At 71.6% G+C, this 17797-nt stretch carries 15 protein-coding genes and 1 pseudogene; 7 read left to right on the top strand and 9 right to left on the bottom strand.

Translation table 11 applies throughout. The features are described 5' to 3' along the window. Positions 1-75: 75 nt before the first annotated feature. A complete protein-coding gene (locus BJP60_RS08645; protein ID WP_203135387.1) occupies positions 76-636 on the top strand; it encodes a TetR/AcrR family transcriptional regulator in 561 nt (186 codons plus the stop codon). A 13-nt stretch (positions 637-649) separates the two neighbouring features. Here the strand turns inward: BJP60_RS08645 and lipA are convergent, their stop codons facing one another. Together lipA and lipB are read right to left on the bottom strand one after the other, a co-directional pair. After that, positions 650-1651: a lipoyl synthase gene (lipA, locus tag BJP60_RS08640; RefSeq protein WP_203135386.1), complete on the bottom strand. Its 1002-nt coding sequence runs from the start codon at positions 1649-1651 to the stop codon at positions 650-652. 40 nt (positions 1652-1691) lie between these two features. Next, positions 1692-2336 (bottom strand): lipoyl(octanoyl) transferase LipB, encoded by a 645-nt coding sequence (gene lipB, locus BJP60_RS08635; RefSeq protein ID WP_203135385.1) that lies wholly within the window; start codon positions 2334-2336, stop codon positions 1692-1694. Between the two features lie 136 nt (positions 2337-2472). On the opposite strand from lipB, the gene ffh reads away from it, so the two are divergent. Further along, positions 2473-4029: a signal recognition particle protein gene (ffh, locus tag BJP60_RS08630; RefSeq protein WP_203135384.1), complete on the top strand. Its 1557-nt coding sequence runs from the start codon at positions 2473-2475 to the stop codon at positions 4027-4029. 70 nt (positions 4030-4099) lie between these two features. Here the strand turns inward: ffh and glpK are convergent, their stop codons facing one another. The 3 genes from glpK to BJP60_RS08615 form a co-directional block, all read right to left on the bottom strand. Further along, positions 4100-5614 (bottom strand): glycerol kinase GlpK, encoded by a 1515-nt coding sequence (gene glpK / locus BJP60_RS08625; RefSeq protein WP_203135383.1) that lies wholly within the window; start codon positions 5612-5614, stop codon positions 4100-4102. 25 nt (positions 5615-5639) lie between these two features. Further along, positions 5640-6392 carry an MIP/aquaporin family protein gene (locus tag BJP60_RS08620; protein ID WP_203135382.1) on the bottom strand — a complete coding sequence of 251 codons (753 nt, stop codon included), beginning with the start codon at positions 6390-6392 and terminating at the stop codon, positions 5640-5642. A gap of 77 nt (positions 6393-6469) precedes the next feature. After that, a complete protein-coding gene (locus BJP60_RS08615) occupies positions 6470-8179 on the bottom strand; it encodes a glycerol-3-phosphate dehydrogenase/oxidase (RefSeq protein ID WP_203135381.1) in 1710 nt (569 codons plus the stop codon). Positions 8180-8295: 116 nt separating this feature from the next. On the opposite strand from BJP60_RS08615, the gene BJP60_RS08610 reads away from it, so the two are divergent. Beyond that, positions 8296-9249, top strand: coding sequence for a sugar-binding transcriptional regulator (locus BJP60_RS08610; protein ID WP_203135380.1), 954 nt, complete (start codon positions 8296-8298; stop codon positions 9247-9249). Here the strand turns inward: BJP60_RS08610 and BJP60_RS08605 are convergent, their stop codons facing one another. Next, a complete protein-coding gene (locus tag BJP60_RS08605) occupies positions 9250-10431 on the bottom strand; it encodes a glutamate--cysteine ligase (protein ID WP_203135379.1) in 1182 nt (393 codons plus the stop codon). A 196-nt stretch (positions 10432-10627) separates the two neighbouring features. On the opposite strand from BJP60_RS08605, the gene rpsP reads away from it, so the two are divergent. Genes rpsP through trmD form a run of 4 tightly spaced genes read left to right on the top strand, consistent with a single transcriptional unit; the run spans position 10628 to position 12548 of the window. Next, positions 10628-11041, top strand: coding sequence for a 30S ribosomal protein S16 (rpsP, locus tag BJP60_RS08600; RefSeq protein ID WP_203135378.1), 414 nt, complete (start codon positions 10628-10630; stop codon positions 11039-11041). Between the two features lie 2 nt (positions 11042-11043). Beyond that, a complete protein-coding gene (locus BJP60_RS08595) occupies positions 11044-11274 on the top strand; it encodes an RNA-binding protein (RefSeq protein ID WP_203135377.1) in 231 nt (76 codons plus the stop codon). A gap of 1 nt (position 11275) precedes the next feature. Beyond that, positions 11276-11866, top strand: coding sequence for a ribosome maturation factor RimM (gene rimM / locus BJP60_RS08590; protein ID WP_203135376.1), 591 nt, complete (start codon positions 11276-11278; stop codon positions 11864-11866). A gap of 4 nt (positions 11867-11870) precedes the next feature. Beyond that, the gene (gene trmD / locus BJP60_RS08585; protein ID WP_203135375.1) at positions 11871-12548 is read left to right on the top strand and encodes a tRNA (guanosine(37)-N1)-methyltransferase TrmD; all 678 of its coding nucleotides are present in this window, start codon (positions 11871-11873) and stop codon (positions 12546-12548) included. A gap of 22 nt (positions 12549-12570) precedes the next feature. Here the strand turns inward: trmD and BJP60_RS08580 are convergent, their stop codons facing one another. The 3 genes and pseudogenes from BJP60_RS08580 to BJP60_RS08570 form a co-directional block, all read right to left on the bottom strand. Then, the gene (locus tag BJP60_RS08580) at positions 12571-14652 is read right to left on the bottom strand and encodes a molybdopterin oxidoreductase family protein (protein WP_203135374.1); all 2082 of its coding nucleotides are present in this window, start codon (positions 14650-14652) and stop codon (positions 12571-12573) included. Next, positions 14649-16205 carry an FAD-dependent oxidoreductase gene (locus tag BJP60_RS08575; RefSeq protein WP_203135373.1) on the bottom strand — a complete coding sequence of 519 codons (1557 nt, stop codon included), beginning with the start codon at positions 16203-16205 and terminating at the stop codon, positions 14649-14651. Before BJP60_RS08575 ends, BJP60_RS08580 begins: the two co-directional genes overlap by 4 nt. Before the next feature lie 8 nt (positions 16206-16213). Continuing rightward, positions 16214-17622: pseudogene (locus BJP60_RS08570) on the bottom strand (MFS transporter). Between the last annotated feature and the right edge of the window lie 175 nt (positions 17623-17797).

Raw genomic sequence — 17797 nt, 5'->3', positions numbered from 1 at the left:
ACCGATCGGTCGGTTTTGATTCAGGATAGGCGGCGGGCGCGACGGGACGCAAACGCCGCGCCCTACCCTGGAGGCATGACCTCCGCGCGCGCCGGCCGACCGAAGGCCTCGTCGCGCGAGACGCTCGCCGAGGCGGCGAGCGAGCTGTTCCTCGAGAAGGGGTACGAGGCGACCTCGATCGCCGAGATCGCGACCCGCGCCGGCGTCAGCCGCTCGAGCTTCTTCAACTACGCCGCGTCGAAGGGGGCGCTGCTGTGGGGCGGGCTGGACGAGCGCCTCGACGCCCTGGAGCGGGACCTCGAGCACGCCGCGCCGCGCGTGGCGGTGTGCCGGATCGCGGACGGCTTCGCGCCCGATGCGCTCGCCCTCGCGTATGCGAACGCGGAGGCGATGGGGCTCGCCACGGAGCTCGAGCGCGAGGCCGCGCTGCGGCGGGCCCGCGTCGGCCGCGCGGTCGCGCGTGCGCTGCGCGCTCGAGGATCCGACCCGCTCGCGGCCGACGTCGCGGGTGCGGCGTACGGCGGTGCACTGCTCGCGGCCGTCGAGTGCTGGGCGCTGTCGGGCCCCGGCCGCAGCGACCTCTCCGCCACGCTCGTCGCTGCACTCGACGCGATCCGCGACATCCCGCTCGACTGAGGCGCGCGGCCGCTCAGACGGCCTGCAGGAAGCCGGCGTCCGCGCCCTCCGCGATGTGGGCGAGGTGCGGCGGGATCTGCCTGCCCTTCGACCGCATCGACTGCGCCCACAGGCGGCCCGCACGGTACGAGGAGCGCACGAGCGGTCCCGCGAGCACGCCGAGGAAGCCGATGCGCTCGGCCTCGGCCTTGAACGAGACGAACTCCTGCGGCGTGATCCAGCGGGCGACCGGCAGGTGACGCGGCGTCGGGCGCAGGTACTGCGTGATGGTGATGATGTCGCAGCCGGCGTCGTGCAGATCCTGCAGCGCCTCGATCACCTCGTGCGGCTCCTCGCCCATGCCGAGGATCAGGTTCGACTTCGTGATCAGGCCCGCCGCGCGCGCCTGCGTGAGCACGTCGAGCGAGCGCTCGTAGCGGAACGCGGGGCGGATGCGCTTGAAGATGCGCGGCACGGTCTCGACGTTGTGCGCGAACACCTCGGGGCGCGCCTCGAAGATCTGGCCGAGCAGCGCGGGGTCCGCGTTGTGCTCGTTCGCCAGCAGCTCGACGCCCGTGTTCGGGTTGAGCTCATGGATCCGGCGCACGGTCTCGGCGTTGAGCCATGCGCCGGTGTCCGGCAGGTCGTCGCGCGCGACGCTGGTCACGGTGGCGTAGCGCAGGCCCATCCGCTGCACGCTCTCCGCCACGCGGCGCGGCTCGTCCGTGTCGTAGTCGGCCGGCCTGCCCGTGTCGATCTGGCAGAAGTCGCAGCGGCGCGTGCACTGCGATCCGCCGATCAGGAACGTCGCCTCGCGGTCCTCCCAGCACTCGTAGATGTTGGGGCACCCCGCCTCCTGGCACACCGTGTGCAGCTCCTCGCCCTTCACGAGCGACTTCAGCGCCTGGTATTCCGGGCCCTGCTTGGCGACCGTCTTGATCCACTCGGGCTTGCGCTCGATCGGCGTCTGGGCGTTGCGCACCTCGAGTCGCAGGAGCCGGCGCCCGTCCGGGGCGGCCGATCGCTGATCCGTCATGTCGTTCCCTCGCTCGTCCTCGTCGTGTCGGTCCGGCGCGTCATGCCGCGACCGTGGTCTCGAATGCCGCGGTTACCGCGGCCGCCACGGGGCCGAGGAGGTCCCGTGGCGACACGCGCTCACCGCGCACCTGGCTGATCGTCGTCACACCCGCGTCGCGGATGCCGCACGGGACGATCGCGCCGAACGCGTCCAGCGCGTTGTCGCAGTTGATCGCGAAGCCGTGCATCGTCACGCCGCCGGCGACGCGCACGCCGATGGCGGCGATCTTCGCGGGGGCGAGGCCCGCGCGCTCGACCCACACCCCGCTGCGCCCGGCGACCTGCACGCCCTCGACTCCCGCCTCGGCCAGCGCGGCGATCAGCGCGCGCTCGAGGCGCCGCACGTAGCCGACGACGTCGTGCGCATCCGGCAGCCGGATGATCGGATAGCCGACGAGCTGACCCGGGCCGTGCCATGTGATGCGGCCCCCGCGATCCACATCGATCACGGGCGTGCCGTCGGTCGGGCGGTCCTCGGGCTGGGTGCGCACGCCCGCGGTGTAGACGGCCTCGTGCTCGAGCAGCAGCAGGGTGTCCGGGCGTTCGCCCGCGCAGACGTCGGCGTGCACCCGCCGCTGCTGCTCCCACGCATCGAGATAGGGCACGTACGCCGGCGCGAGGCCGACGGGAACGACGTCGAGCATGCGGTCCCCTTCGCAGAGTTTCTGAACTGCGTCCAACAATACGCCCGCCGCCCCGATGCGGGGCAGAGACGGCGCGAGCGGTCCGTTCGCCGGGCGCGCCGCGGGCGCCGGGTCGCGCCGGTAGAATCTGAGGATCATGGCTACCTTCGGCACGCTCTCCGACCGGCTCACAGAGACCTTCCGCAACCTCCGCACGAAGGGCAAGCTCTCCCCGGCCGACGTCGACGGCACCGTCCGCGAGATCCGCCGCGCCCTGCTCGACGCTGACGTCGCGCTCACGGTCGTGAAGGATTTCACCGCGAAGGTGCGCGAGCGCGCCCTGGGCGACGAGGTCAACCGCGCCCTGAACCCCGCGCAGCAGGTCGTGCAGATCGTCAACGAGGAGCTCGTGGGCATCCTCGGCGGGCAGCAGCGCCGCCTGCAGTTCGCCAAGAACCCGCCGACCGTCATCATGCTCGCGGGTCTGCAGGGCTCCGGTAAGACGACCTTCGCCGGCAAGCTCGCGCGCCAGCTCGAGAAGGACGGCCACACGCCGCTGCTGGTCGCCGCCGACCTGCAGCGCCCGAACGCCGTCAACCAGCTGCAGGTCGTCGCCGAGCGGGCGGGCGCCGCGATCTACGCGCCCGAGCCCGGCAACGGCGTGGGCGACCCCGTGCGCGTGTCACGCGACGGCGTCGCGTTCGCCACGCAGAAGCAGCACGACGTGGTCATCATCGACACGGCCGGACGCCTCGGCGTCGACGCGGAGCTCATGAAGCAGGCCGCCGACATCCGCCGCGCCACCAGCCCCGACGAGGTGCTGTTCGTGATCGACGCGATGATCGGTCAGGATGCCGTCAACACGGCGCGCGCATTCCAGGAGGGCGTCGACTTCACGGGCGTCGTGCTGTCGAAGCTCGACGGCGACGCGCGCGGCGGCGCCGCGCTCTCGGTCGCATCCGTCACCGGACGTCCGATCATCTTCGCGTCCACGGGTGAGGGGCTCGACGACATCGAGCCGTTCCACCCCGACCGCATGGCGAGCCGCATCCTCGACCTCGGCGACGTCCTGACCCTGATCGAGCAGGCCCAGCAGGCCTTCGACGAGGAGCAGGCGGCGAAGGTCGCGGAGAAGTTCGCGAAGGACCAGTTCACGCTCGAGGACTTCCTCGAGCAGATGCAGCAGCTCAAGAAGATGGGCTCGATGAAGAAGATGCTCGGCATGCTGCCGGGCATGGGCCAGATGAAGCAGCAGCTGGACGACTTCGACGAGCGAGAGATCGACCGCACGGAGGCCATCATCCGCTCGATGACGCCGGCCGAGCGCAACAACACCAAGCTGCTGAACGGCTCCCGCCGCGCCCGCATCGCGCGCGGATCCGGCATGACGGTGACCGACGTGAACCAGCTCGTCAACCGCTTCGAGCAGGCCGCCAAGATGATGAAGACCGTCGCGCGCGGCGGCACGCCGAGCATCCCCGGCATGGGCCCCACGCCGGGCATGGGCCGCCCGGGCGGCTCGTCCAAGCGCGGCAAGCAGGCGAAGAAGAGCGGATCGCGTTCGGGCAACCCCGCCAAGCGCGCTGCGGAGAACGCCGGTCTCGCGGCGTCCGCGCAGCAGCCGACCGGCTCGGGCTTCGGACTCGGCGCCCAGCAGGCGCCGAGCGAGGCCGATCTGGCCGAGATCCAGAAGCTGTTCGGCGGCGGTCGCTGACCGCGCGCACACGCACGAACGACGACGCCCCGGGAGCCGCAGCTCCCGGGGCGTCGCGCGTGCCGGCGGATCAGCGGACGTCGGCGTCGACCCAGTCCATCGACTTGGTGACGGCCTTGCGCCACAGGCGCAGCTGGCGCTCGACCTCCTCGCCGTCGAGCGACGGCTCCCAGCGCTTGTCCTCCTGCCAGTTGGCGCGCAGGTCGTCCAGGCCCGACCAGAAGCCCACCGCGAGGCCCGCGGCGTAGGCCGCGCCGAGCGCCGTGGTCTCCGCGACCACCGGACGCACCACGGGGACCCCGAGCACGTCGGCCTGGAACTGCATGAGCGCGTCGTTGGCCACCATGCCGCCGTCGACCTTGAGCTCGGACAGGTCCACGCCCGCGTCGGCGTTGACCGCGTCGATCACGTCGCGCGTCTGGAAGGCGACGGCCTCGAGCACCGCGCGGGCGATGTGGCCCTTGTTCGCGTAGCGGGTCAGCCCCACCAGCGCGCCGCGCGCATCCGGCCGCCAGTAGGGCGCGAACAGGCCCGAGAACGCCGGCACGAAGTACACGCCGCCGTTGTCCTCGACCGTCGTCGCGAGTCGCTCGATCTCCGGGGCCGACCCGATGAGCCCGAGCTGATCGCGTAGCCACTGCACGAGCGAGCCCGTGACGGCGATCGAGCCCTCGAGCGCGTAGTGCGTGGGGGCGTCGCCCAGCTTGTAGCCGACCGTCGTGAGCAGACCGTTCTTCGAGTGGACGATCTCCTCGCCCGTGTTGAAGATCAGGAAGTTGCCCGTGCCGTAGGTGTTCTTGCTCTCGCCGGTGTCGAACGCCGCCTGGCCGAACGTCGCGGCCTGCTGGTCGCCGAGGATGCCCGCGATGGGCGTCTCGCGCAGCAGCGAGGAGCTCTCGGCCGTGCCGTAGACCTCGGAGGACGACCGGATGTCGGGCATCATCGAGCGCGGCACGCCGAACACCTCGAGGATGTCGTCGCGCCACTGCAGCGTCTCGAGATCCATGAAGAGGGTGCGCGAGGCGTTCGTGACGTCCGTGGCGTGCACGCCGCCGTCCGTGCCGCCCGTGAGGTTCCACAGCACCCAGCTGTCGGTGGTGCCGAACATCAAGTCGCCGGCCTCGGCCTTGGCGCGTGCGCCGTCGACGTTCTCGAGGATCCACGCGATCTTGGTGCCCGAGAAGTACGTCGCGAGCGGCAGGCCCACGATCGGCTTGAACCGCTCGACGCCGCCGTCCTCCGCGAGCCGGTCGACGATGCTCTGCGTGCGGGTGTCCTGCCACACGATCGCGTTGTAGACCGGCTTGCCGGTCGTGCGGTCCCACACGACGGCGGTCTCGCGCTGGTTCGTGATGCCCACCGCCCCGATGTCGTGCCGCGTCAGGTCGGCCTTCGCGAGCGCGACGCCGATGATCTCCTGCACGTTGCGCCAGATCTCGAGGGGATCGTGCTCGACCCAGCCCGCCTTCGGGAGGATCTGCTCGTGCTCCTTCTGCCCGGTCGAGACGATCGAGCCCTTCTTGTCGAAGATGATGGCGCGACTCGAGGTCGTGCCCTGGTCGATCGCGATGACGTAGTCAGCCATGGGGATTCTCTCCTTCGGGAATTGTTCAGCTGAGGCTCAGAAGCAGGGGAGCGGCCAGGCCGGCGAGCGCGCCGCCGACGAGGGGGCCGACGACCGGCACCCACGAGTAGGCCCAGTCGCTGGAGCCCTTGCCGCGGATGGGCAGGATGGCGTGCGCGATGCGCGGGCCGAGGTCGCGTGCGGGGTTGATCGCGTAGCCGGTCGGGCCGCCGAGGGAGGCGCCGATACCGACGACGAGCAGGGCGACGGGCAGCGCCGTCAGCGGGCCGAGCCCGCCCGGGGTGCCGACCTCGATGTCCCCGTAGTCGGCGAACGCGAAGATCACGAACACGAGCACGAACGTGCCGATCACCTCGGTGGCGAGGTTCCAGCCGTACGAGCGGATCGCGGGGCCGGTCGAGAAGACGCCCAGCTTGGCGCCCGCGTCCGGCTCCTCGTCCAGATGCTGCTTGTACGCGACCCACGCCAGGACGGCTCCGAGGATCGCACCGACGAGCTCGCCCGCGGTGGCGACGAGGAACTGGACGATGTCGATGTCGCCGCGGATCAGCAGGCCGATGCCCACGGCGGGGTTCAGGATCGCGCCGGAGTACGACGAGACGAGCACGCCCGCGAAGACCGCGAGGCCCCATCCCCAGTTGATCATGAGGAAGCCGGTGCCGAAGCCCTTCGCCTTCACCAGGATCGCGTTCGCGACCACGCCCGCACCGAGCAGGATCAGCATCGCGGTGCCGACGAGCTCGGAAAGGAAGTAAAGCCCGAGATTCACATCTTGCATGTCTTCTTCGACCTTTCAGATTCACGCGACATCGCAGTCGCGCCGGGGATCCGAGACGGCGGCACCGCCCCGGAGGATCAGGAGGCTGCTTCGGGAACCGTACCGCCGTGACGCTCGACCAGCAGGGTCCTCGTGGCGGCGAGCTCGCGCTCGCGCGCGGCGTCGTCCCAGTCGAGGAGGGGCGCCAGCGCGTCGGCGAGCTCCTCGAGCGCGGCCGTGGTCGCCCCGCCCGTGAACGCGATCGCCGTCCGGCGCAGCACGACGTCGTGCAGGTGCACGACGTGCTCCCGCTCGACCATCCAGCGCAGCTCGCCCGTCGACACGGGGCTGTGCGTGAGCGGCTCGTCGCCGCCGTGCTCGCGGATGTGCGTCCACACCTGGGCCGCGCGCGTGCCGTAGCGCTCGAGCAGGGTGCCGGCGCGCTCGCCCGCGCCGTCGAGGTGCATCCGCACCCATGCGTCGCGGTCGGTCTTCGTGCGCGGGTAGTCGCGGCCGCCGCCGATCGTCCGGCCGGCGGTGCGCACCCGGCGCGTGCGTCCGAGCAGGCCCAGGACGGTGTCCGACAGCGCCTCGCCGAGCGCGCGGAACGTGGTCCACTTGCCGCCCACGAGGCTGACGAGGGGCGCGCGCGAGGAGCGGTCCACCTCGATCCGGTAGTCGCGGGAGACGAAGCCCGGCGCGGTGTCCTCGTGACGGGGGAGCGGGCGGATGCCGGAGAAGCGGAAGACGATCTGCCCGCGATCGACCGCGATCGTGGGGAACACGTGGTGGATCAGGTCGAAGAAGTAGTCGACCTCCTCCTCCGTGCACACCACGGTCTCGCCCGGCTCCGCGTCGATGTCGGTGGTGCCGACGAGGACGCGTCCCTTGAGCGGGTAGATCAGCACGATGCGCCCGTCGGAGTGCTCGAAGAAGATCTCGCGTCCGCCCGTCGCGGCGAGCAGCTCGGGGTGGTCCAGCACGATGTGCGACCCCTTCGTGCCGCCCATGAAGCGCGTCTGCGTGCCCAGGGCCTCGTTCGTCAGGTCGGTCCACGGACCGGACGCGTTCACGACCACGTCGGCCGTGACCGTGAACTCCGATCCCGTCTCGAGATCGCGCAGCACGACGCCGTCGTCCGAGCGGCCGACCGCCTCGACGTAGTTCAGCGCTACCGCGCCCTCGTGGGCGTCGAGCCCGTCCTGCAGGACGTCGAGCGCGAGGCGCTCTGGGTCGTGCATCGAGGCGTCGAAGTAGGTCGCGGTGTACTTGATGCGCGGATCGAGCTGGGGCAGCTCGGCGAGCGAGCGCTTCCTGCCCAGGAACCGGTGACGCGGCACCATGCCGCCCGCTCGCGAGAACGTGTCGTAGATCGTCAGACCGATCTTGATGAGGAACGCTCCGCGCTCGGTCGGCTTGCCGCTGCGGTGCGTGAGGAACCGCAGCGGCGCCGAAAGGATGCCCGAGAACGTCGAGTAGATCGGGATCGTGGTCCGCAGCGGCTTGACGTAGTGCGGGGCGATCTTGAGCAGCCCGTTGCGCTCCTGCACGGATTCGCGCACGAGGCGGAACTCGCCGTTCTCGAGGTAGCGGATGCCGCCGTGGATCATGTGACTCGAGGCGGCCGAGGCGCCCGAGGCGAAGTCGCCGCGCTCGACGAGCAGCACGTCGACTCCCTGCAGGGCGAGGTCGCGGAACGTCGCGATGCCGTTGATGCCGCCGCCGATCACCAGCACGGCCGGCCGGGCGGAGCGCGCCGTCGTGATCGCGGCTCTCTCCCGTGGGCGGGAACTCGTACTGTCCGTCATCGTGACCCCCTTGCATTGGCGACACGACCAGAATCGCCACGATGAGCACATCCGGTCAACCCGACTGCACAAATGTGCAGAATGGGGGTCTGAGCATGCGGACGGGAGAAGACGGGATGCGCGAGGACAGGGTCTCGGCGGCGCTCGCGGCCGCGCAGATGTACTACATGCAGGACATGACGATGGAGGCGATCGCCGCGGAGCTCGCGGTGTCGCGGTCGTCCGTGTCGCGGCTGCTGGCACTCGCGCGCGAGCGCGGGATCGTCGACATCCGGATCTCCTCGCCGCTGTCAGGCGGCACGGAACTGGAGATGCGCATCCGCGAGCGCTTCCGCGTCACGGCGCAGGTGGTGCCCATCCCGGAGAGCGTGAGCGAGGTCGACCGCCTCGAGCGCGTCGCCATGACCGCCGCGCGGCTGCTCGCGACGTACGTCGACTCGAACATGCTGATCGGCGTCGCGTGGGGATCGACGATCGGCGCCGTGAGCCGGCACCTCACGCCGAAGGAGCTGCACAACGTCACGATCGTCCAGCTCAACGGCGCCGGGAACATGCAGACGACGGGCATCGAGTATGCGAGCGAGATCCTGCAGCGCTTCGGGCAGGCGTACGGAGCACGCGTGCAGCAGTTCCCCGTGCCGGCGTTCTTCGACGACCCGGTCACGCGCGAGGCGATGTGGCGGGAGCGCAGCACGCGCCGCGTGCTCGAGATGCAGGCCCGCATGGACCTGGCGGTGTTCGGCGTCGGCTCACCGACCGCGGACGTGCCCAGCCGCGTGTACGCGGGCGGCTACCTGGATCGCGGTGACTTCCGCAGCCTGGCGGAGGACGGCGCGGTGGGCGACGTCGCGACCGTGTTCTTCCGCGGCGACGGCACGTGGCGCGACATCCGTCTCAACGCGCGCACGACGGGTCCCGCGCTCGACAGGATGCGGCGCGTGCCGCGACGGCTGTGCATCGCGGCCGGCGAGCACAAGGCGCCGGCCCTGCACGGCGCGATCGTGTCGGGCCTCGTGACCGACGTGGTCGTCGACGAGACGCTCGCGCGCGGGCTGCTCGCCGACGCCTGATCAGGCGCCGCCGGCGGTGTCCAGCCGGCCGAGGCCCACGCGCTCGCGCAGCGTCGGACCGTTGCGGAACTCGCGGATCAGCGAGCGCGCGACCTCGCGGAGGTCGCCGTCCGCCGCCTCGGCGACGGCCTGCTGGCGCTGGTAGCTGGCACCGCGATCCAGGATCTCGCCGATCTCCGCGAACTCCTTGGCGCACTTTAGCTCGACCGCGATCGGCGCGAGGCGCTCGAGCGTCTCGCGGACGTGCTCCCGCACCGGCACCTGTGTTCCCTCGCGGTCGACGATCACGTCGGCGTCGAGCCCGTACCGGGCGGCGCGCCACTTGTTCTCGCGCGTGAACCACGGCTGCAGCGCGGGCAGCTCGCGCCCCTCGTCGAGATCGCGCGAGAACGACTCGACGAGCGTCTGCACCAGGGCGGCCATCGCGGCCAGCTCGGGCAGCGTCGACATGCCGTCGCACGCGCGCACCTCGATCGTGCCCCAGTGCGCGGCCGGGCGCACATCCCATCGGATCTCCGTCGCATCGCCGATCACGCCGGTGCGCGTCATGTCGTCGATGTAGGCCTCGTACTGGGCCCAGTTCTCGAGCTGCCAGGGCAGCCCGGTGGTCGGCAGCTGCTGGAACACCAGCGCGCGGTTCGAGGCGTACCCCGTGCGCTCGCCCGCCCAGAACGGGCTCGAGGCCGACAGCGCCTGCAGGTGCGGGATGTACCCCGTGAGCGCGTGGATGATCGGGAACACCTTGTCGACGTGGTCGATGCCGACGTGGATGTGGATGCCCCAGATCATCATGTTGCGGCCCCACCACTGCGTGCGCTCGATGAGCTTCTCGTAGCGGGTCTTCTCGGTGACCTTCTGGTCGAACCAGCGCGCGAACGGGTGGCTGCCCGCGCACATCAGCTCGATGCCCAGCGGATCGGTCTGCGTGCGCACGGCGTCGATCGCGTCGGAGATGTCGTCCACCGCCGCGGCGACGGTGTCGCCGACCCCGCTCGTGAGCTCGATCGTGTTCGTCAGCAGCTCGGCCGTGACGGTGTGCCGTTCGAGGGCGGTCGCCTCCTCGAGAGCGGGGATGATCTCGGGGGCGCGGCCCACGAGATCCCCGGTCTTCTCGTCGGCGAGCATGAGCTCCCACTCGATGCCGACGGTGGAGCGGGCGGACTTGGCGAAAGCGATCGTCATCCGCTCAGTGTGCGGGGCGCGGTCGATGCCCGGCAAGCTGTTCGCGAGGCCCCTCGCGATCTGGCAGAATGGAGGGTCGGACCGGGTGCTCGACCCTCTATCCAGCGCCCAGAGTCCTCCTCTTGAGCTTCCGCCGGTGTGCACCCCACTACCTGGCGACTGGTTCGTCTCGCTTTACACACCACACAGGAGAATCGTGGCTGTCAAGATCCGTCTGAAGCGCCTGGGCAAGATCCGTGCGCCGTACTACCGCATCGTCGTCGCCGACTCGCGCACCAAGCGCGACGGCCGCGTGATCGAGGAGATCGGCAAGTACCACCCGACCGAGGAGCCCTCGTTCATCGAGGTCGACTCGGAGCGTGCGCAGTACTGGCTGTCGGTCGGCGCTCAGCCGACCGAGCAGGTGCGCGCCATCCTCAAGATCACGGGCGACTGGGGCACCTTCAAGGGCGAGAAGGGTGCCACGAGCACCCTGAAGACCCGCGAGGAGAAGTCGGGCTACGTCGCCGACGCCTCGAAGAAGTCGGTCGTCAAGCCGCAGGCCCCGAAGAAGGCCGAGGAGCCCGCCGAGGCTCCCGCCGAGGCCGCCGAGGCCGAGGCCGCCGAGTAATCGTGCTGGCCGCCGCGCTCGAGCACCTCGTCAAGGGGATCGTGGATCACCCGGATGACGTGCGCATCGACTCGTCCACCTCGTCACGCGGGGATGTGCTGGAAGTGCACGTCCACGCGGACGACCGTGGCCGGGTGATCGGGCGCGGCGGCCGTACCGCGAAGGCACTGCGCACCCTCGTCGCCGCGCTGGCGGACGGCAAGCGCGTGCGCGTCGACGTCGCGGACGACTGACGTGGCAGCCGCGAAGCCCGCGAAGAACCAGCTGCGCGTCGGCCGCCTCGTCAAGGCCCACGGGCTCAAGGGCGCCCTCAAGCTCGAGCTGTACACCGACGACCCCGACGGCCGCTTCGTGCCCGGGGCGTCCTTCACGCTCCAGGTGCCCGAGCACTCGCAGTGGCACCGCAAGACCATCACGGTGCGCGAGTTCCGCTGGATGAACCAGCACCCCGTGGTCTTCTTCGAAGGCGTCGACGACCGCAACGCCGCCGACACGCTCGTGCGCGCCATCCTCTGGATCGACGAGGACGAGGACGCGGTTCCCGAGCCCGACGCGTGGTACGACCACCAGCTCGTCGGCCTCGACGTCGTGCGCGACGGATCGGTCGTCGGCAAGGTCGCGCGCGTCGACCACTTCCCGGCCCAGGATCTGCTCGTCGTGAGGTCCGGCGAGGACGAGGTTCTCGTGCCGTTCGTCGCGGCGATCGTGCCCGAGGTCGACATCGAGGGCGGTCGCGTCGTCGTGACCCCGCCCGCCGGCCTCTTCGAGGAGCTGCCGGAGTCGGATCCTGCTCCCGAGGCGGAGACCCCCACGTCTGAGGACTGATCCGATGCGCATCGACATCGTCACGATCTTCCCGTCGTTCTTCGATGTGCTGGACGTCTCGCTGATCGGCAAGGCCCGTGAGAAGGGCCTGCTCGACCTGCGCGTGCACGACCTGCGCCACTGGACGCACGACCGTCACCGCACGGTCGACGACACTCCCTACGGCGGCGGCGCCGGCATGGTGATGAAGCCGGAGCCGTGGGGCGAGGCGCTCGACGACATCCTGGGCGACGACGCCGTGCTCGTGGTGCCCACGCCGTCGGGCGAGGTGTTCCGTCAGCCGCTCGCGCGGGAGCTGGCGCAGGAGGCGCAGCTGGTGTTCGCCTGCGGTCGCTACGAGGGCATCGATCAGCGCGTGATCGACCACTACGCGTCCGTCGGACGCGTGCGGCTCGTGAGCATCGGAGACTACGTGCTCAACGGCGGCGAGGTCGCGTCGATGGCGATGATCGAGGCCGTCACCCGCCTCATCCCGGGCTTCATGGGCAATCCCCAGAGCCTGCTGGAGGAGTCGCACGAGGACGGCCTGCTCGAGTACCCGATCTACACCAAGCCCGCCGTCTGGCGCGGGCTCGAGGTGCCTCCCGTGCTGCTGAGCGGCAACCACGGAGCGGTCGCGGCCTGGCGCCGCGAGCAGAGCATCGAGCGGACGCGCGAGCGCCGCCCCGATCTCCTCTCGTAGCCCGACGGCATGAGCCGGGTCCTCAGGACGGGACCCGCGTCGCCGTGACGACCGCGTGCTTGAACTCCGGCATGGAGGAGACCGGGTCCAGCCTCGCGCTCGTCAGGAGGTTGGCGCTCGCGCCGTCGGGGAAGTGGAACGGCAGGAACACCGTGTCGGGCCGGATGTCGCCGCTCAGCCCGACGCGGGCGTCGACCGCGCCGCGCGGACTCTCGAGCCGCACGACGTCACCGTCGGCGAGCCCCCGGTCGCGCGCGGTCGCGGGGTGCAGCTGCGCCACGAGCTCGGGCTTCGCCTCGACCAGCTCGGCGACGCGCCGGGTCTGCGCGCCCGACTGGTAGTGCTCGAGCAGGCGGCCCGTGACGAGGCTGAGCTCGGTGCCTCGCGGCGTCTCGGGCCCGCGCGAGCGCACCGGGACGAGGCGGGCGCGTCCGTCTGCGTGCGCGAACCGCTCCGCGAACAGCCGCGGCGTGCCCGCGCCGCCGGCGGGGTACGGCCAGTGCGCGGCGACGCCGGTGTCGAGCAGCTCGTGGCTCAGGCCGGAGTAGTCGGCCGGGCCGCCGGCGGAGGCCCGCGCGAGCTCATCGAACACGACCGACGGCTCCAGATCCCACGATCCCGGCGCCGCCATCCGGCGCGCCAGCTCGGCGAGGATCCACAGCTCGCTGCGGGCGCCGGCCGGCGGCTCGACGGCGCGGCGACGCCGCAGCACCCGCCCCTCCAGGTTCGTCATCGTTCCCTCCTCCTCAGCCCACTGCAGGACGGGCAGCACGACGTCCGCGACCCGGGCGGTCTCGGACAGGAAGAAGTCGCTCACGACGAGCAGCTCGAGGCGCGAGAGCGCGTCGCGGACGGACTGCGCGTCGGGGGAGGAGACGACGACGTTCGAGCCGTGCACGAGCAGGGCCCGCACGCCGCCGGGGCGTCCGCTCGACTGCAGCAGCTGCACGGCGGGGATGCCGGGGCCGGGGATGATCGCGGGATCGACGCCCCACACGCCCGCGACGTGCGCGCGTGCGGCGGGGTCGTCGATCCTGCGGTAGCCGGGAAGCTGATCCGCCTTCTGACCGTGTTCGCGTCCGCCCTGGCCGTTGCCCTGACCCGTGAGCGTGCCGTAGCCGCTGCCCGGCGTGCCGGGCAGACCCAGCAGCAGGGCGAGGTTGATCGCGGCGGTCGCGGTGTCGGTGCCGTCGGCGTGCTGCTCGACCCCGCGCCCCGTCAGGACGTACGTGGAGCGGGACGCGGCGAGACGGCGCGCGAGCGCGCGGATCGCCCCGGCGGGGACGCCGGTCGCCTGCTCGGTGCGCTCGGGCCACCACATCGACACCGACCGGCGCAGCGCCTCGAGGCCATGGGCGCGGCGCGCGAGGTAGTCGGCGTCGTGCAGGCGCTCGGCGAGCACGACGTGCGTCAGCCCGAGCAGCAGCGCGAGATCGCTGCCCGGGACCGGCTGCACGTGCAGGCCCGCGCCGTCGGACGTGAGGCGCGCGGTCGTGCTGCGCCGCGGGTCGACGACGATCAGGCCGCCCCGCGCACGGGCGCCCTGCAGGTGCGACACGAACGGCGGCATGGTGTCGCCGACGTTCGATCCGAGCAGCAGGATCGTCTCTGCCGTGTCCAGGTCGGCGAGCGGGAACGGCAGTCCGCGATCGAGGCCGAAGGCCCGGTTCGCGGCCGCTGCCGCCGACGACATGCAGAAGCGGCCGTTGTAGTCGATCCGCGACGTGCGCAGGGCGATCCGGGCGAACTTGCCCAGCTGATACGCCTTCTCGTTCGTCAGTCCGCCGCCACCGAACACGCCGACGGCGTCGCGTCCGCTCTCGTCCTGGATCGCCCGGATCCGGCTCGCGATCAGGTCGAGCGCGTCGTCCCACGTGGTCGCGTGCAGGTCACCGTCGGCACCGCGCACGAGCGGAGCGGTCAGACGGTCGGGCGCGACGAGCAGCTCGGTCGACGTCCAGCCCTTGCGGCACAGCCCGCCACGGTTGGTGGGGAAATCGCGCCCCTCGACCGCAACCGGAAGCCGTGCGCCCGGTGTGGCGGTGAGCGTCATGGCGCACTGCAGCGCGCAGTACGGGCAGTGCGTGTCGGCCGCGGCCATCATGCCGGCGCCGCCTCGCGGGAGCCGAGGAGCTCGGCGATGCGCGCGCGGCAGCCCCCGCACCCCGTGCCCGCGCGCGTGCAGCGCCCGACCTCGGCGACCGTCGCGCAGCCGTCGTCCACGGCGTCCTCGATCGCGCCCGCGGTCACGCCGTTGCACACGCACACGGTGGCGTCCCTGCCCGTGGCGGGCGGGCCGGCGTCCTCCTGAGCGTCGAGCCGCAGCAGCAGCGACCGGTCGGCGGGAAGCTCGGCCCGACGTGCGTACAGCACGCTCAGCTCGGCGGCCGTGCGCGGCAGCCCGACCGCCACGAAGCCCGTCAGCACGCCGCCTTCGGTGACCATCTTCACGTACGTGCCGTGCTGCGGGTCCGCCCACATCGCCACGCCCGGTGCGCTCTCGTCTGCCGGCACGGGGGCGAAGGGATCCGTCGACACGTCGCCCGCCGACACGAGGTCGACCTGCTCCGCCTTGAGCGCCACGACGGCGGGCACCTCCTCCTCGAAGGGCTCCGGCTCCATGCCGTCGAGCTCGGCCGACAGGGAGCGCGCGAGGTGCTCCGCCTGTCGCCAGCCGGGGCCGATGAGGCCGCTGGGGCCGCCGGGCACACGTGCGTCGTGCCGGTGCCTCGGGTCCGCGACGTGCGCGCAGTCGCCGATCGCGTGGATCGCCGGGTCGGTCCACGACCGCAGTCGCTCGTCGACGAGCACGCCGCGGCCGGTGCGCAGCCCCGCCGCCTCGGCGAGCTCGCTGCGTGCGCGCACGCCGCACGACAGCACGAGCAGGTCTCCCTCGATGCGGCGTCCGTCCGAGCTCACGAGCGCGCGGAACCGGCGCGCGCCGTGCTCGTCCTCGCGCGCGATGATCGCCTCGGCGCGGGTGTGCGGCACGACGTGCACGCCGGCCGACGCGAGCGCGGACGCGAGCACCGACGCCGCACCCCGGTCGAGCTGCCGCGGCATCGGCATGGGGCCGAAGTGCGCGATGTGCGGCACCGCCCCCGCGCGTGCGAGCAGCAGCGCCAACTCGATGCCGAGCACGCCCGCCCCCAGCACGACCACGCGCCCGCCGGCGGCGACGACGCGGCGCACGCGCTCGGCGTCCTCCGGCGTGCGCAGCACGCACACTCCTTCTGTCAGGGTGTGCTCCTGCTCCGCGGCGGCCGGCCCGGTCTGCGCGAGCCCGTCGAGGTGGGGGACGATCGCCCGGGCCCCGGTGGCGAGCACAAGACGGTCGTACGGCACGGCGCGCCCGTCGCTCAGCTCGACGACCCTCGCGGCCCGGTCGACGCGGGTCGCGGCGACCCCCGTCAGGATCTCCGCTCCGGCGGCGCGCAGCTCGTCGGGGTCGGCCATCACGAGGTCGTCGCGCTCGATCTCGCCGGCCGCGTACTCGGCCACCAGCACCCGGTTGTAGGGGGCGTGCTGCTCCGCGCCGACGATCGTCAGGAGGATGCGGCCCGCGGCGAGTTCGGGCAGCAGCTCCTCGGCGAAGCGCACGCCGACGGGGCCGAGGCCGACCAGGACGACGCGGACGGGGGCGAGGGGCGCGGACATGCGCGTGCTCAGATCCGGTGCCCGGCGAGCCCGGGGCGCGGCACGAGGTACACGATCGCGGTGATCGCGAGCATGACGGCATAGGCCGCGATGAAGCCCCAGAACGCGGTTGTGTACTCACCGGTCGCCGACTTCGACGCGCCCAGCACCTGGGGGATCACGAAGCCGCCGTACGCCCCGATCGCGGAGATCAGTCCGAGAGCCGCCGCGCCCTTGCGCTGCGAGCTGACCGCGTGCGGATCGCCTGCCGTGGCGGCGCCGCGGGCCGCGAAGATGCTCGGGATCATCCGGTACGTCGCGCCGTTGCCCATCCCGGTGGCGACGAACAGTACGAGGAAGCAGCCGAGGAAGACCCAGAAGCTGCCCAGCGGCAGGGTCAGGATGAGCGCGAGTGTCGCGATGATCATCACCGAGAAGGCCGCGACCGTCATGCGCGCGCCGCCGAACCGGTCGGCGAGCTTCCCGCCGTACGGACGGGACAGCGATCCGACGAGCGCACCGAGGAACGCCAGCTGCAGCGACGCGGCGCCCACCTGGAAGCTCGAGAAGTCGGGGAACTGGTCGGCGATGAGCTTCGGGAACACCCCGGCGAAGCCGATGAACGAGCCGAACGTGCCGATGTACAGCAGCGCCATGACCCACAGGTGCGGCTCGCGCAGCGCGGAGGCCGCGCCTGCGAGGTCGGCCTTGGCGGAGGACAGGTTGTCCATGAAGCGGAACGCGCCCCACATGGCGAGCAGGATGAGCGGGATCCACATCCATCCGGCCAGCTGGAGGTTGAGCGTGCCGGCGGCTCCGAGCGTGACGACGATCGGCACGGCGAGCTGGGCGATCGCGGTGCCGATGTTCCCCCGGCGGCGTTCAGGCCGAGCGCCCAGCCCTTCTCCCGCTGCGGGAAGAAGTAGGTGATGTTCGCCATGGAGCTGGCGAAGTTGCCGCCGCCCACGCCGCCGAGCGCCGCGATCAGCAGCAGCACCCAGAACGGCGTGTCGGCGTTCTGCACCGCGAAGCCGAGCAGTGTGGCCGGGATGAGCAGCAGACCGGCCGACACGATCGTCCAGTTGCGGCCGCCGAACGTCGCGACCGCGAACGTGTACGGGAAGCGCAGGGTCGCGCCCACCAGGCTCGGCAGCGAGATCAGCCAGAAGGACTCGGTCGTCGTGAGCGCGAAGCCGGCGGCGGGAAGCATCACGACGACGATGCTCCACAGCTGCCAGACGATGAAGCCGAGGAACTCGGCGAAGATCGACCAGCGCAGGTTGCGGCGCGCGATCGCCCGTCCGTGCGAAGCCCAGAAGGCGGCGTCCTCGGGGTTCCAGCCGTCGATCCATCGTCCGGGGCGGAGGGTCGGCGACGTCGGGGGCGTCGCGGTTTCGGGGGTGGTGCTCGTGGGGGCGGTGCTCAGGGTGGTGGCCATGGAACTCCTCGGACGGGCAGCGCAGCGGATGTTGCCTCGACCGTAGGAGCCGCGTGTTTCCCCGCCCGGCCGCGGTGGTTACCTCTCCATCACCGTTCGATCACCGGATGCGCGGGGCGCGCGTGGGGGTCCCGTCACACGCCCGAAACAAGCGACCCCGCCGCGCGACGTCCAT

Source organism: Microbacterium sp. JZ31, from assembly GCF_016805985.1.
Lineage (GTDB): Bacteria > Actinomycetota > Actinomycetes > Actinomycetales > Microbacteriaceae > Microbacterium.
The sequence above is the reverse complement of the archived record's forward strand: the minus strand, read 5'-3'. Positions and strand labels throughout refer to the sequence as shown.

Coding starts and splice junctions, on each gene's coding strand:
- BJP60_RS08620 (WP_203135382.1), bottom strand. CDS start 6,392: ATGCAAGATGTGAATCTCGGGCTTTACTTCCTTTCCGAGCTCGTCGGC.
- glpK (WP_203135383.1), bottom strand. CDS start 5,614: ATGGCTGACTACGTCATCGCGATCGACCAGGGCACGACCTCGAGTCGC.
- lipB (WP_203135385.1), bottom strand. CDS start 2,336: ATGCTCGACGTCGTTCCCGTCGGCCTCGCGCCGGCGTACGTGCCCTAT.
- ffh (WP_203135384.1), top strand. CDS start 2,473: ATGGCTACCTTCGGCACGCTCTCCGACCGGCTCACAGAGACCTTCCGC.
- lipA (WP_203135386.1), bottom strand. CDS start 1,651: ATGACGGATCAGCGATCGGCCGCCCCGGACGGGCGCCGGCTCCTGCGA.
- BJP60_RS08575 (WP_203135373.1), bottom strand. CDS start 16,205: ATGTCCGCGCCCCTCGCCCCCGTCCGCGTCGTCCTGGTCGGCCTCGGC.
- BJP60_RS08645 (WP_203135387.1), top strand. CDS start 76: ATGACCTCCGCGCGCGCCGGCCGACCGAAGGCCTCGTCGCGCGAGACG.
- BJP60_RS08580 (WP_203135374.1), bottom strand. CDS start 14,652: ATGATGGCCGCGGCCGACACGCACTGCCCGTACTGCGCGCTGCAGTGC.
- BJP60_RS08610 (WP_203135380.1), top strand. CDS start 8,296: ATGCGCGAGGACAGGGTCTCGGCGGCGCTCGCGGCCGCGCAGATGTAC.
- trmD (WP_203135375.1), top strand. CDS start 11,871: ATGCGCATCGACATCGTCACGATCTTCCCGTCGTTCTTCGATGTGCTG.
- BJP60_RS08615 (WP_203135381.1), bottom strand. CDS start 8,179: ATGACGGACAGTACGAGTTCCCGCCCACGGGAGAGAGCCGCGATCACG.
- BJP60_RS08605 (WP_203135379.1), bottom strand. CDS start 10,431: ATGACGATCGCTTTCGCCAAGTCCGCCCGCTCCACCGTCGGCATCGAG.